The 14,234-nt window shown below is 35.0% G+C and carries 15 protein-coding genes and 1 pseudogene; all 16 read left to right on the forward strand.

The features are described 5' to 3' along the window. Positions 1 to 250: 250 nt before the first annotated feature. The 16 genes and pseudogenes from DWW96_RS11915 to DWW96_RS11990 all read left to right on the forward strand — a co-directional run bounded on the left by DWW96_RS11915 (position 251) and on the right by DWW96_RS11990 (position 14,214). Positions 251 to 1,018, forward strand: a complete 768-nt coding sequence (locus DWW96_RS11915) for a class I SAM-dependent methyltransferase (protein WP_117910570.1) — start codon at positions 251 to 253, stop codon at positions 1,016 to 1,018. A gap of 154 nt (positions 1,019 to 1,172) precedes the next feature. Then, positions 1,173 to 1,673, forward strand: a complete 501-nt coding sequence (locus DWW96_RS11920) for an NUDIX domain-containing protein (RefSeq protein ID WP_243003077.1) — start codon at positions 1,173 to 1,175, stop codon at positions 1,671 to 1,673. 69 nt (positions 1,674 to 1,742) lie between these two features. Next, the gene (locus DWW96_RS11925) at positions 1,743 to 2,135 is read left to right on the forward strand and encodes a GNAT family N-acetyltransferase (protein WP_199522694.1); all 393 of its coding nucleotides are present in this window, start codon (positions 1,743 to 1,745) and stop codon (positions 2,133 to 2,135) included. Positions 2,136 to 2,185: 50 nt separating this feature from the next. Then, positions 2,186 to 2,620: an NUDIX domain-containing protein gene (locus tag DWW96_RS11930; RefSeq protein ID WP_117910571.1), complete on the forward strand. Its 435-nt coding sequence runs from the start codon at positions 2,186 to 2,188 to the stop codon at positions 2,618 to 2,620. A gap of 279 nt (positions 2,621 to 2,899) precedes the next feature. After that, positions 2,900 to 2,962, forward strand: coding sequence for a hypothetical protein (locus DWW96_RS14485; protein WP_243003079.1), 63 nt, complete (start codon positions 2,900 to 2,902; stop codon positions 2,960 to 2,962). A 409-nt stretch (positions 2,963 to 3,371) separates the two neighbouring features. After that, positions 3,372 to 4,625, forward strand: coding sequence for an ATP-binding protein (locus DWW96_RS11935; RefSeq protein ID WP_117910572.1), 1,254 nt, complete (start codon positions 3,372 to 3,374; stop codon positions 4,623 to 4,625). Positions 4,626 to 5,167: 542 nt separating this feature from the next. Continuing rightward, positions 5,168 to 5,494: pseudogene (locus DWW96_RS11945) on the forward strand (GTP pyrophosphokinase family protein); the annotation flags it as partial. A 35-nt stretch (positions 5,495 to 5,529) separates the two neighbouring features. Then, complete coding sequence (gene cls / locus DWW96_RS11950; RefSeq protein WP_117910573.1) at positions 5,530 to 7,089, forward strand: cardiolipin synthase; 1,560 nt, start codon at positions 5,530 to 5,532, stop codon at positions 7,087 to 7,089. 197 nt (positions 7,090 to 7,286) lie between these two features. Further along, on the forward strand, positions 7,287 to 8,720 hold the full coding sequence (locus DWW96_RS11955) for a phospholipase D family protein (RefSeq protein WP_117910574.1): 1,434 nt from the start codon (positions 7,287 to 7,289) through the stop codon (positions 8,718 to 8,720). Continuing rightward, on the forward strand, positions 8,699 to 9,409 hold the full coding sequence (locus DWW96_RS11960) for a response regulator transcription factor (protein WP_003693048.1): 711 nt from the start codon (positions 8,699 to 8,701) through the stop codon (positions 9,407 to 9,409). The genes DWW96_RS11955 and DWW96_RS11960 overlap by 22 nt, the downstream gene beginning before the upstream one ends. After that, a complete protein-coding gene (locus tag DWW96_RS11965) occupies positions 9,409 to 10,452 on the forward strand; it encodes a HAMP domain-containing sensor histidine kinase (RefSeq protein WP_117910575.1) in 1,044 nt (347 codons plus the stop codon). Before DWW96_RS11960 ends, DWW96_RS11965 begins: the two co-directional genes overlap by 1 nt. 33 nt (positions 10,453 to 10,485) lie before the next feature. After that, the gene (locus DWW96_RS11970) at positions 10,486 to 11,550 is read left to right on the forward strand and encodes an FUSC family protein (RefSeq protein WP_117910576.1); all 1,065 of its coding nucleotides are present in this window, start codon (positions 10,486 to 10,488) and stop codon (positions 11,548 to 11,550) included. A gap of 354 nt (positions 11,551 to 11,904) precedes the next feature. Then, on the forward strand, positions 11,905 to 12,300 hold the full coding sequence (locus tag DWW96_RS11975; protein WP_117910577.1) for a DUF6483 family protein: 396 nt from the start codon (positions 11,905 to 11,907) through the stop codon (positions 12,298 to 12,300). A 60-nt stretch (positions 12,301 to 12,360) separates the two neighbouring features. Beyond that, positions 12,361 to 12,693: a DUF3784 domain-containing protein gene (locus tag DWW96_RS11980; protein ID WP_117910578.1), complete on the forward strand. Its 333-nt coding sequence runs from the start codon at positions 12,361 to 12,363 to the stop codon at positions 12,691 to 12,693. A gap of 61 nt (positions 12,694 to 12,754) precedes the next feature. Then, positions 12,755 to 13,534, forward strand: coding sequence for a class I SAM-dependent methyltransferase (locus DWW96_RS11985; RefSeq protein ID WP_117910579.1), 780 nt, complete (start codon positions 12,755 to 12,757; stop codon positions 13,532 to 13,534). Positions 13,535 to 13,608: 74 nt separating this feature from the next. Then, positions 13,609 to 14,214, forward strand: coding sequence for a YdcF family protein (locus DWW96_RS11990; RefSeq protein WP_117910580.1), 606 nt, complete (start codon positions 13,609 to 13,611; stop codon positions 14,212 to 14,214). The last annotated feature ends 20 nt before the right edge of the window (positions 14,215 to 14,234 follow it).

The raw sequence follows: 14,234 nt of genomic DNA on the forward strand, positions 1-14,234 counted from the left end.
AAATATTATAATTGCTACAATAATGAAATATCAATTAAGCTATAGATATGGTAGAATATAGAAAATGATTTTGAATGGGATATAATAACGTGAATATGGCGTGATAAAATGTCAATGACTCAAGTGTTAAATGAAACATTATGTAACTCGTAATGTGCAAGAGTAAATATCGAGTTTGTAGAAAAGATAAGATTTGGTTTAGTTAATATACGCAATATAATGTAAGGGAAAATTATGAGGAGGATGTATTATGCTGAAAAATATAATTGATGAAGGACAGAAGTTTGATTTTGGAAAAACTTCTAAATTCTATGCAAAACATAGAGACATTTATCCAGAGGAGCTATTTGATAGATTACATAAAATTGGTATTGGAACAGAGGGAAGCCAGTGGCTTGATTTAGGAACAGGTACAGGTGTAGTTCCACGTGGTATGGCAAAGTATGGAGCTGATATTATTGCAACAGATATCTCAGAAAACCAAATTGCGGAAGCAAAAGAGTTATCTAAAGGAATGGATAATATCAGATACATTGTATCATCTGCAGAGGATATTAATTATCCGGATAATAGTTTTGATGTTATTACTGCTTTTCAGTGTTTTTGGTATTTTGATCCAAAAGTAATTGTTCCAAAGATTCGGTCAATGTTAAAACCTGATGGCATATTTTTGAAGGTGTATATGGGTTATATGAAAGAAGAAACGATCACACAAGATTCTAATAGTTTGGTAAAAAAGATTAATGGCTCATGGAATGGTGCATCAGCTTCAGTAAAGGATTTAACAACGCATTATTTTGATGAACCACAAATGGAAACTATGATTGTAGAGTTACCGTTTACCAGAGAAACATGGCATGGACGTATGATGGCTAGTCGTGGTGTTATGGCATCGATGAATGAGGAACAGATTGCGTTGTTTGATAGGGAACATCGAAAAATGCTTGAAGAAAAATATCCTGAAGAATTTACAATAAAACATAAGATTTTCTTGACCTGGTATAACATCAAAAAATAGCATTTTATAGGAATGTTAAAAAGGAATTAAAGATATACAAATTCATTAAAAAAATGTAAATAAACAAAAGAAAATTATATATAGAAATATATTCTGATACCAAGTTATGTTGAGAATATAGTTGGCTACGGTACCCCATAGACTAAAAGATTATATGAAAGAGGAGATTATGGAACTTTGGGATGCATATGACACAAATTTAAATAAAATTAAATATAAAACATTAGTAAGAGGTGAAGCTATACCAGATGGAATGTACCATTTAGTGTGTGAGGTTATTGTTAAACATACAGATGGTACATATTTGTTAATGCAAAGAGACAAAAATAAGCACTATGGTGAATATTGGGAAGCTACAGCAGGAGGTTCAGCACTGCAAGGAGAACTTCCGATTGATTGCGCAATAAGAGAATTGCGAGAAGAAACAGGAATATGTGAAACAAATTTAGTGGAGCTAGGAAGAGTTGTTCAACATAATAATCATTCAATATATGTTGATTATATTGTGATTACGGATTGGGACAAGTATAACATTACTCTTCAACAGGGAGAAACACAGGATTATAAATGGGTAGATAAAGATACTTTGAAAAATATGAAATCTAATGAATTGGTGACAAGAAGAATGCAGCTTTTTATTGAGGAATTACGATAATAGACAATAACAAAATTAAAGGAATATTTTATAAAAATAGTTAAATACGAAGATTAATATAGTGATGATATGATTTTTATGATATTAGAAGCCAAAAATGCTTTAGGACGAGTTCCGGGATTAAATGAGGATTTATTGAATATTAAGAAGAACTACTTGGATGTAGGAGATATGTTTTGGTTGGCTATTGATGAACAAGACAGAGTTAGTGGAAGTATTGGATATAATTCTATAAGAGACACCGATGAGGTTTGGCTGCATCGTTTGTTTGTAAAATATAATTTGAAAAGACAAGGTATTGGAAGTGCTTTGTTAGAAATGGCAGAAAATTATATAGCAAATCAAGGAAAGAAAGTGGTAAGAATTCATTTGGGAGGAGAAGGCTTTGAGGAATCAAAAATATTTTATCCCAAACATGGCTATGTGGAGTATCGGGAACGCTATATGATGAAGAATTTGTAGATAATAGCAAATTACTACGGTAGGAGAATTGAAGTTAGAGGAGTTTATAAATGGTAGAAGTAAAATTTTATGATAGTATAGATGATAAATTTCTAAAATTTGCAGTTATCATCTCTAAAACAAATGGTAAATGGATATTTTGCAAACATAAAGAAAGAGATACTTATGAAGTACCAGGCGGGCATAGGGAAAGTGGCGAAGATATTTTAGCTACTGCTAAGCGGGAATTGATGGAGGAAACGGGTGCGACAGATTTTACCATCAAACCAATCTGTGCGTATTCGGTTAAAGGACAAACAAATGTGATGGAAAATATAAACGATGAAACATTTGGCATGCTTTTCTTTGCAGAGGTATTTTCTTTTCAAGAAATACATAGTGAAATAGAGAAAATTTTAATTACGGATAACTTAGTTGAAAATTGGACTTATCCTTTAATTCAACCTCAATTAATTGAAGAAGCAAAAAACAGAGGATATTTATAAATAAGAATTGACCGAGCTCTTTGAGCGAGGAATGCTTCTTGTCCGAAGAGCAAGAAGATGGAATATAGAAAGAATTTAACAAATCGGAAGTTGTGGAGAGATTTCCTGAACTTTCCTTATTTTTCAAGGCTTACAGCCTCTTAGATAGTGAAATGATATGTATTTTCCCTTATTTTTGCCCTTATGCGGAATCCCGTTTTGCTTTTCTTGTTGGGTGAGCGTAAATATTCATTGTGGTACTGACATCATAGTGTCCTAACAGTTCCTGTACTGGTGCATGTGATTTATATTGGAATTCGATGCTATGTGAAAGACTGGATGGAAGAACGGGGATATTATTAAGAAAAGACGGACGGCCATCAAAAACAAGGCTGTCCGTTTTATGGATGAAAAGGAATTACATTAAAATATTGTTTTTAACATTTCAGCAAAATCTTCAATGTAGTATCCTGAATTATCCTTTCGCCAGAAGGCACAGTATGTTTTTCTGACAGACTCACCATTTCTGACGAGAGGAACTCGCTCAATGGTTGAATCAAACCATCTTCTTTTTGTTGTTTACCTATAATAACGATTGGAGTAGTCGATTATAGACACTGCAATCAAAAAAATCCGAAAATATATTTATCAACATTACATAAAAGTGTGTAGATGCACATAAAATGGGAATATATATTGAAATTCACGTCGTTCTGTGATAGAATCTCATTACTAAAAAGTGTGCAGATGCACGGAAAGGGGGAGCGTAACGATGGAGATTAAAAGAGACGCTTACCTACAGCAGCTGACCCTGCGAAAAGATAATGGAATGATAAAGGTGATTACCGGCATTCGTAGATGTGGCAAATCCTTTTTGCTGTTTACCATCTTTAAGAGATACTTACTGGAGAACGGCGTTGATGTTGATCATATTATTGAGATTGCATTGGACGGTATTGAAAATGAGGAACTAAGAGATCCTAAGGTGTGTTTCAAGTACATCAAAGATGCCATGAAAGACGATGGCAAATACTATCTGCTTCTTGATGAAGTGCAGTTTATGTCACAATTTGAGGAAGTGCTGAACAGCCTGCTCCGCATGAGCAATATTGATGTGTATGTCACCGGAAGTAATTCCAAGTTCCTGTCCAGCGACATTGTGACCGAATTCCGTGGCAGAGGTGATGAGATTAGAATCTACCCTCTCTCCTTTGCAGAGTTTTATTCTGTCTATGACGGCGATTATGATGATGCATGGGATGACTACATGATCTACGGAGGATTGCCGCAGATCGTAAGTTTCCAGAGCGAACGACAGAAAGCGGACTATCTGAAGAACATCTTTGCAAATGTCTATCTGAAGGATGTTATTGAAAGAAATAAGATTCAGAACGTGGATGAGATTGGGAATCTGGTTGATGTGCTTGCATCTGCAATCGGCGCACCGACCAACCCTTCAAAGATTGCCAATACCTTTGCCAGTGAGCGCCAGATGACTTATGCTAATAAAACCATCTCCAAGCATATCGACTATTTGACAGATGCCTTTTTGATTTCCAAGGCAAGCCGATACGATATTAAGGGCAGAAAGTATATCGGTGCAAATCTGAAATACTACTTTACGGATCTGGGACTGAGAAATGCACGTCTGAATTTCAGACAGCAGGAGCCTACTCATATCATGGAGAACATTGTTTATAACGAGCTGTTGATCCGTGGCTACAATGTTGATGTGGGTGTCGTGGATATCTTCGATAAGGATAAAGAGGGCAAACGTGTTCGCAAGCAGTTGGAGGTTGACTTTGTGGTGAATCAAGGAAACCAGAGATACTATATCCAGGTTGCATATGACATGACTTCGGAAGAAAAACAGACGCAGGAGTTCAATTCTCTGCGTAATATCCCGGACTCTTTCAAGAAGATCGTCATTGTAAATGGCAGCAAAAAGCCTTGGAGAAATGATGAAGGTTTTGTCATCATGGGAATGAAGTATTTCTTGCTGAATGCGAATAGTCTGGAATTTTAAGCCGATTTGAGTTGTTGCTGTGGTGTTGTTCTATTTCAAAAAAGAGTGAAATGATATAAATAAGGCCAGCCGATGTGGTAGCATTTATGTGGGAGTACATTAAAGTACCGGAGGATTCAAGAGAAAAAGTTAAGAATCTGTTTAAAGATGCAAATGAAAATGGAGTAAAAATAAGTCATTAGGCACCAACACTGTATGATGTTGTTCCGAAAAAAGAAATTGCTTAATTTGAAGAGCTTATGCGCAAAACCATAGCTGACATTGTATCAGAAGCCAGTAGCGTTGCCTGTTGGGTGTATGCGCAGAAATATGTGAAGCACAAAACCCTAAACGAAATGCTGCAAGAATTGCCAGACGTAAGTCAATTCATCCTAGCTATGGATACCTGGTTTGAAAAACTGATGGAGAAATAATCTGGGAAAATAGTTTAAAGTTTACATGTTATGATCATGTATGAAGTTGGAACAAAATAAAAGAATTGTGCTCTACTATTGTTCAAGAAAAAAACTCATTGACATATTTCAATCTATTTAGGAGGATAACAGGATGATATTAAAGTTATTGAAATAAAAGATTATATAAAAAATCCAAAATCGAATGGTTATCGAAGCTATCATATGATTGTTGAAATACCAGTATTTTTTGCTAAGGGTAAAACACCTATGCGTGTAGAATTACAGATTCGAACCAATGGTATGGATTTCTTGGCAACATTGGAACATCAACTTCGCTATAAAAAAGGAATTGAAGAAATGTCTGGCTATGATGAGATAAGTGAAGAATTACTTCATTCTGCAAGAGCTATCATTGAAGCAGATAATGAAATGCAGAGAATAAAAGACAAAATTGGTATGTTACACGAAATTTAGGGAGAAAACTGAGCAAGTAGGAAGGTGGAATATATATGAAACAAGATACTTTAGAGGGCAAAGCAAAAACAAAAAATGGGGTAAAACGGCTGTGTTTTTCCATAATCTGCATTCTTCTGGAAGTGATTTTTATTATTACTATCGTAACACGCTTGAATGAATATGCAGAAATCATAAATTTATTTACAAGGATTTTGAGTGGGATCTTGGTTTTGGGATTGTACGCATCAAATAAGACATCCTCTATGAAAATGCCTTGGGTCATCTTAATTCTAATTTTCCCAATTATGGGTGTAGGCCTGTATTTGTTGATTGGTTTGAATGGTGGCACACATAAAATGCGTGCGCGATATGCAGAAATTGATAGCAAATTGTTACCAATGCTTCCGGACAGTCAGGAGTGTTTGAGCAGAATAAAAGAAACAATTCCGAAAGCAGGAAATATAGCAAGTTACATACAAAGAAATTCGCAGTATCCAATCTATCAGAATACGGATATTGTATATTTTGATGAAGCAGTGAAAGGATTAGAGGCACAGCTTAAGGATTTGGAGAAAGCACAGAAGTTTATCTTTATGGAATATCATGCGATAGAAGACGCTGAAGCATGGCATAAGATTCAAGATGTTCTGGAAGAGCGAGTAAAAGCAGGTGTGAAAGTTAGAGTATTCTACGATGATATGGGTTCTATAGGCTTTATTAACACAGATTTTGTGAAAAAGATGGAGGCAATAGGAATTCATTGCCGTGTATTCAATCCGTTTGTGCCAGGTTTAAATCTGTTTTTGAACAATCGTGATCATAGAAAAATAACAGTTATTGATGGAAAAGTCGGATTTACAGGTGGATATAATCTAGCAAACGAATATTTTAATTACACACACCCGTATGGACAGTGGAAAGATACAGGTATTCGTTTAGAAGGAGATGCTGTTCAGTCGCTTACGGTGACATTTTTGGAAATGTGGAATGCAGTAAGTGATAAGGATGCTAATGATTCTGATTTTAGTAAATACCTTTTCCACTATGATTATGCGGCACAGCAAACTGGGTTTGTTCAACCTTATGCAGACAGCCCTATGGATAATGAGCAAGTAGGAGAAGAAGTTTATATCAGTATGATAAATAAAGCTGAAAAATATTGTTGGTTTATGACTCCATATCTAATCATAACAGATGAAATGACGCATGCGTTATGTCTGGCTGCTAAGCGAGGGGTAGACGTAAGAATTATCACACCTGGTATCCCTGATAAAAAATTCATTTATAATATAACTCGTTCTTTTTATCATGGATTGGTTAAACATGGTGTTCGTGTTTATGAGTGGACTCCTGGTTTCTGTCATGCAAAAATGAGTGTGGCAGATGACTGTATGGCAACTTGTGGAACAATTAATCTGGATTATCGAAGTTTATATCACCATTTTGAAAACGGCTGTTTTATGGCAGATTGTCAGGCAGTTGTGGAAATAAAAAATGATCTGATAAGAACGATGGGAGAATGTCGTGATGTGACAGACCAATATCAAACCGGACGAAGTGCATATTTGCGACTGGGACAATTATTTATGAGATTATTTGCTGGATTGCTATAAGAATCTGATGAAACGACCTTTCAAAAAACAGTTGATTTAGAAGTTAACTGTTTTTGAAAGGCCGTTTTTGCTATATCTAACAGTCTGTTGTACAAAGAAGATTTTGCATTGATGAAAAAACAAACCTTGTTGAGGTTAAATTGAGATTGACTTTGTATTGTATAAGTATGAAATAAAAAGGAATTAGGTGATGTACAATGAAAAAGTATAAAATATGTAAAATCCTTCTTGTTATACTGGCAATTTTTTTATGTGTGGCTTTTTATGAATTGCTCGGAATCTGCGTTGCATATAAAAAGCAGCCGGAAGTGTCCAATACAACCAAAAAAGAAACAAAAAATGGGTCATGGAACGAATGCAGTGAAAATACAGAACGGGCAGTAATCATAGAAAAGAATCCAGAAGCGCTTTTACAAAGAGTGCGTTTGATCCAGAATGCAAAAGAGGAAATTATTCTTTCTACTTTTGCATTTAAATCCGATGAAAGTGGAAAATTAATCTTAGGAGCACTGCATGATGCGGCAGACAGAGGTGTGCATATTCGTCTGTTAGTAGATGGAATGGAGAGCTGGATTGATATGGAAGGGAATCCGTATTTCTATGGATTATCTTCCCATGAGAATGTTGAAATTAAACTGTATAATAAAGCCAACCCGTTGAAACCATGGAAAATGATGGGTAGAATGCATGATAAATATTTGATTGCAGATGGTAAGACATATATTCTTGGCGGAAGAAATACATATAATTATTTCCTGGGGGATTTTCCGGGACATAAGAACTATGACAGAGACGTGTTGGTTGTTTGCAATGAACCTGAGAAAGAAAATTCAGTTAACCAGTTGTTAGATTATTTTGAAACTATATGGGATCAGGAAGACAGTGGTTATTTTCATAACAATAAAAAACTGGCAAATAGAAAATCTGTAAAGAACGCAGTTTTAGAGCTGCAGAACGGCTATCAGAAATATTTTGAAGAGAATAAGGAAAGAATCTGCGATACCGATTATACGGACGAAACTTTTGAGACAGAAAAGATTGCATTAGTGTCAAATCCTATTCACACAGGTTCCAAAGAACCAGTAGTGTGGTATCAGTTGGGAGAATTGATGAAAAATGCAAAAAATCGTGTGAAGATCCACACGCCATATATTATCTGTAATGATATGATGTATAATACATGGGAGGAGATTGCAGAGAACGTTTCAGATTTTTCTATCATGACAAATTCAGTTGCGAATAATGGGAATCCATTTGGGGCTGCCGATTATGCGAAAAACAGAAATAGAATCTTAAGTACAGGAATTAATATCTGGGAATATGAAGGCGGTTATTCATACCACGGAAAAAGTATTTTGATTGACGATGATCTGTCTGTAATCGGTTCCTTTAATATGGACATGAGAAGTGCATATCTGGATACGGAACTGATGCTTGTAATTCGCAGTAAAGATATTAATAAACAGTTGGAAGAGGGCATGATGGAATATGAAAGAGTGTCCCGCCAGGTATTGGAAGATGGAACCTATCGTGATCCATATCATGTAGAGCCAATCGAATTAACAAAGAAACGTCAGAGAAAAATATTTTTGGTACAGCATCTGCTTGGATGGGCAAGGTATCTGTTTTAATAAGGAGGAAGGAAAACGTGTTTCAAATATTGATTGTAGAAGATGATAAAGAATTAAGCCAGCTATTCCAAAAAGTGCTTGAGAAGAATGGATATCAGGTCAAAAGTGCATCGGATGGAGCACAGGCATTAGAAGTATTGGATAAGGAATATATTGATCTGATCATTTCTGATATTATGATGCCGGTTATGGATGGTTATGAACTGGTGTCGGAACTCCGTTCAGCAGGGTATCAGATACCGGTACTTATGATCACTGCGAAAGGTTCCTTTGATGATATGCGCCAGGGATTTCTTTCGGGAAGTGACGATTATATGGTAAAACCGGTAAATGTGAATGAAATGGTTTTAAGAGTCGGAGCACTGCTTCGCCGTGCACAGATACTGAATGAACACAAAATTGTGATCGGTTCAACAGAGTTTGATTATGATGCAATGACGGTTACAACTGATAAGGAAAGTCTTGTTTTGCCTAAAAAAGAATTCCTGCTTTTATATAAGCTTGCAGCTTCGCCAGGCAGAACATTTACAAAACAACAGTTGATGGATGAAGTATGGGGATACGAGACGGAGGCAGACCCACATACGATAGAGGTACATATAGGAAGAATTAGAGAGCGTTTTAAAGATAACCCTGATTTTGAAATCGTAACAATGCGTGGAATTGGATACAAGGTGGTGAAAAAATAATGGAACAAAAGAAAGAAAAAGGATTGCGGATCCGATCCTGTCTGACTGGTGCAATCTGGCTGGCACTTGTATTTTCAACAGTCATATCTGCTTTATTATTTGCTTTTTTGAATCATTTTTTTAATCTGCCGGGCAGCATACCTGTGCTTGGCTGGCTTTTGATTTTCAATACATTGATTGCAGGGCTGATCACTTCCTTTATTAATGCAAAGTTACTGGAACCAATTACCAGACTTAGTAAAGCAATGAAGGAAGTTTCTCAGGGAGATTTTGAACAGCATTTGGAAACGAACAGCCGTATAGCAGAAGTTGGAGAATCTTATCAAAGTTTTAACGTTATGACAAAAGAACTTCGTGCAACAGAGGTGCTGCAGATGGATTTTGTATCTGATGTTTCTCATGAGTTTAAGACCCCGATTAATGCCATTGAAGGATATACAATGCTGCTTCAGGGAGAAGAACTGTCTCCGGATCAAGAGGAATATGTAGAAAAAATCTTATTTAACACCCAAAGACTTTCCGGATTGGTTGGTAATATTTTGCTGTTATCCAAGTTAGAGAATCAGAATATACCAATGAAAAAAACAGAATATCGTCTGGATGAACAGATCCGCCAGGCATTTCTTTCATTGGAAACAAAATGGACAGAAAAAGAAATTGGTTTTCAGGTAGAATTGGAGGAAGTTAAATATACTGGGAATGAAGGACTTTTTATGCATATCTGGATAAATCTTTTGGATAATGCGATTAAGTTCAGCCCTTCAAAGGGGACAATTACGATGTTTCTGAAACAAGAACAGGATTCTGTTAAGTTCATTCTGGAAGATGAAGGACCAGGAATAGAGGATGATGTAAAATCCAGAATATTTGACAAGTTCTATCAGGTAGATGGATCTCATAAAGCAGAAGGAAATGGCCTAGGTCTTGCACTTGTAAAACGGATTGTAGATAGTGCCGGAGGAACAATCAAAGCAGAAAACCGTGAATATGGTGGATGCAGATTTGTTATAGAGCTGCCAAAGCAGAAAGATGAGATTATATAGTTTTAAGATAAATTAGAAGATGGGAGGATTTATATGACATTTTATCAGGAGTTGCAGTTAAATCAGGCAGGTTCTAAAAACCTGTTGAAAAAGAGTGAAACACTAAAAGAAAAATTATATCATATGTGGGTATATCTGGTGAAGATAGCTGTTACAATGGCATTTTGTTTTTTCTTTGTTAGTATTTTCAGCATCCTATTTGGAAAGGAGAACAGCATTGTAGGTGTAGTAGTCTTATTATGTCTCATGGTGTTTAGAAATGCGGATCTGGGGATCCACATCGGACAATCTACGATGCTTTTGGCTTTGTTCTTTGTAATTATGACTGTATGTCCGCATTTAGCAAATCAGTTTTCACCGGTATTGGGAATGCTGTTAAATATTGCGGCACTGGCTGTGTTGATTCTGTTCGGATGTCATAATCCATTCATGTTTAATCAATCTACATTGGTTCTTGGGTATCTACTGCTATATGGTTATGATGTTACGGGAAAAAGCTATCAGATGCGATTAGTCGGAATGGCTTTAGGTGCAGCACTTACCTGCTTCGTATTTTATCGAAATCATAAAAACAGAACCTATAAAAGAAATCTGAAAGATCTGATACAAGAATTTGATATCATTTCTTCCAGAACAAAATGGCAGATATGTCAGATTTTATGCGTACCGATAGTCCTTTGCATTGCAGAACTTTGTAATATGCCACGTGCAATGTGGGCTGGTATTGCGGCCATGTCCACGATTTTGCCGTTTATGGAAGATATGCACTACAGAGTCCGTAAAAGGATTGTCGGAAATATTGCAGGTGTTATATGTTTTACAGTATTATATTTTCTGCTTCCTTCGTCAATCTATGCATATATAGGAATTCTTGGTGGAATCGGTGTAGGATTTTCAGCACAATATGGCTGGCAGGCAGTATTTAACACATTTGGTGCTTTAGCCATTGCTGCAGAGACTTATGGACTACAAGGAGCGGTTAGTCTTAGAGTGATTCAAAATGTTTTTGGTGTTGTGTTTGCTTTAGCATTTTGTGTTATATTTTATTGGTTTATGTCTAAAAAAAACGGTTCATGCGGGACTCAATGTACGCTTTAATGAAGAAAAACAGATTACTTCTGATAACGAAATTCAAAAGTGGGCGAAACAGATTGTAAAATAGTACTCTTAGCGGAACTAATCAGGTGATAGGTAACATTTACTTCAGGATCAGTTAAGGGAATCCGTTTGTGTTATACTGTTTTATAGATTTTTCTTGCCCTTGTATTTGCCCTTATCAGAGTTCATAAACACTGATGGGACGATATAACACAAGGGAAAAAATAAGGGAAAGCTCACCTGCGACAAATCCAGTGCTTTCAAGGGTTTGCGGAGAATTTAATAACAAAATATAACAGTTATTAAATCTCTTAAAACAGGTGAAATCTCAATCGGAAGTTATGGAGGTGAAAAATGTATTTCACAGACGAAAAAGACTATATTATGCGAATGATAAAAGAAATGGTAAGAGTATTATTTTCTTTAATGTTTGGGAAAAAGTATGTTTCTGTTGAACTTGAAAAAGAAAATAAATATGAAGTATCAGGGAAAAATTTGAAAGATTTTCTTGATATGATTGATTCAGGGCAAATTAACGAAGCGGAGAATATACTTTTAGATAACATTGATTATACAAATAATGATGATGTTATGGCGGCAGCTCTTTTCTATCAATACCTTAGTGAGAAAGATAGTGAGTTTTTGATTAACAACAATTATACAAAAGAAGAAGTACTTTCTGGTTTTAAGCAATTACTTGTGCAGTCAGAATATAATAATTTGTTATATATGATTAAGGATGATGAGTAATGCAGAATTTTCGACTTGTGGACTTTAACAACTCGGAATTTGGTGGGAGGTGTTATACAAATGAAACTGGCAGACTTATCAACTGGACCAGACTGGGTAGTATATGTTGGATTTATAATATTTGCTGTATTTTCCATAGTTTTGATTTCTGGACATGGAAGTTGGTTAATTTCCGGATATAATACAGCTTCAAAAGAAGAAAAGGCAAAATATAATGAAAAAAAGCTATGCAGAACAATGGAAATTGGAATGTCTGTCATAGCAATTCTTCTATTAATTATGGGAGTGTTTGAAAATATTTTACCGGCATTTTTTGTGTATATTGCATTGGGTATTATTTTAGCTGATGTTGTGATAATTATTGTCTTGGGAAATACAATATGTAGAAGGTGACAAAATCCAGTTTGAGAGCTAATAAAATGAGTAGAAGAATAAAAAGTTAGTGAGGTTTAACATGAATAAAATAAATAATACATCAGTTGTAAAACAGCAGTATGCTAATGCAAACAATTTAAATACAAGAATATCTATTCACGATAAATATTCAACAAACAAAATGGGTTTTGGAAACTGGATAATGTCTAATTATAGAATTGATGAGAAAATGAAAGTTTTAGAACTAGGTTGTGGAACAGGAGATATGTGGAAGAATAGCCAGTCTTTGATTAAAGCTTGCTCAAAACTAATACTTTCTGATTTTTCAGAAGGAATGGTAGCAACAACAAAAAGCAACATAGGAAACTATGAAAATACCGAATATAAGGTTATAGATATTCAAGAAATCCCTTACGAAAATGAGACATTTGATGTTGTTATAGCAAACATGATGTTATACCATGTGCCAGATATTGATAAAGGTATGAATGAGGTGCGACGTGTATTAAAGAAAGGTGGACATTTTTACTGTGCAACATATGGAGAACATGGAATTATAGAATATCTTTCAAAAATTCTTTCTGAATATGGTGTTCAAAACAATATAAATAAGAACTTCACACTTCAAAATGGATATGAGATATTAAGTAAAACATTTTCTAAAGTTGATAAATTAGAATATATAGATTCGTTAGCAGTTACTAATGTAGATGATATGATAGATTATATTTACTCCCTGTCGAGTATGACAACTTTGAATGATGTACCAAAACATATAATAAAAGACGTACTAATGCAAAATATGACAAATGGAATATTAAATGTACCAAAGGAATATGGAATGTTTGTTGCATCATAGAACATAATTATTTCAAAGTAGTAGGATTAATATAATAAGAAATATTTGCTTAGAAAAATGAAAGGGTAAAAGAAATGTGGGTATCAAAAATTACAGAAGAAGATTTAAGTAATGAAATAATAGATAAATTATTATTTGAAGGCATAGTGGATACAGGAGAAAATATTGATTGTATTATTGTTTTAGGAAGTACAAAGGCATCAAAATATAGAGTTCCAGTAGCAGTGAAAGCCTATAATTCAGGCAGAGCAAACAAAATAATATTATGTGGCGGTGCTTTAAAAAAATTTCCGGATGAAGAAAGTACTGAAGCTGAGCATATGTATAAAAGGGTTTTGGAATTAGGTGTGCCAGAGAAAAATATTATTTTGGAGAATAAATCACAAAGTACAGTGGAAAATATTCTTTGTGCATTAGTAGAATTGCAACGTGCATTTTGGTTGAATAGAGTAAAAAAAGTATTGTTAGTAACAAGTACATATCACATGAGGCGCAGCTTAGCAATTGCAAGGTACTTATTTCCAATACATATAGATATAGTTCCCGGTCCTGCGGATGATAATAATACAAATCGTGATACTTGGATGAATACACCAAAGGGAAGAGAAAGAGCAAAGAGAGAAGCTTTGAATATTGTTGGATGCGTAAAAAATGGTGTTATTCCAGATTTTGAAATATAGGTTGAAATTAGTGAGGAGGT

It is taken from the genome of Eubacterium sp. AF17-7, from assembly GCF_003461285.1.
GTDB classification, from domain to species: domain Bacteria; phylum Bacillota; class Clostridia; order Lachnospirales; family Lachnospiraceae; genus Eubacterium_U; species Eubacterium_U album.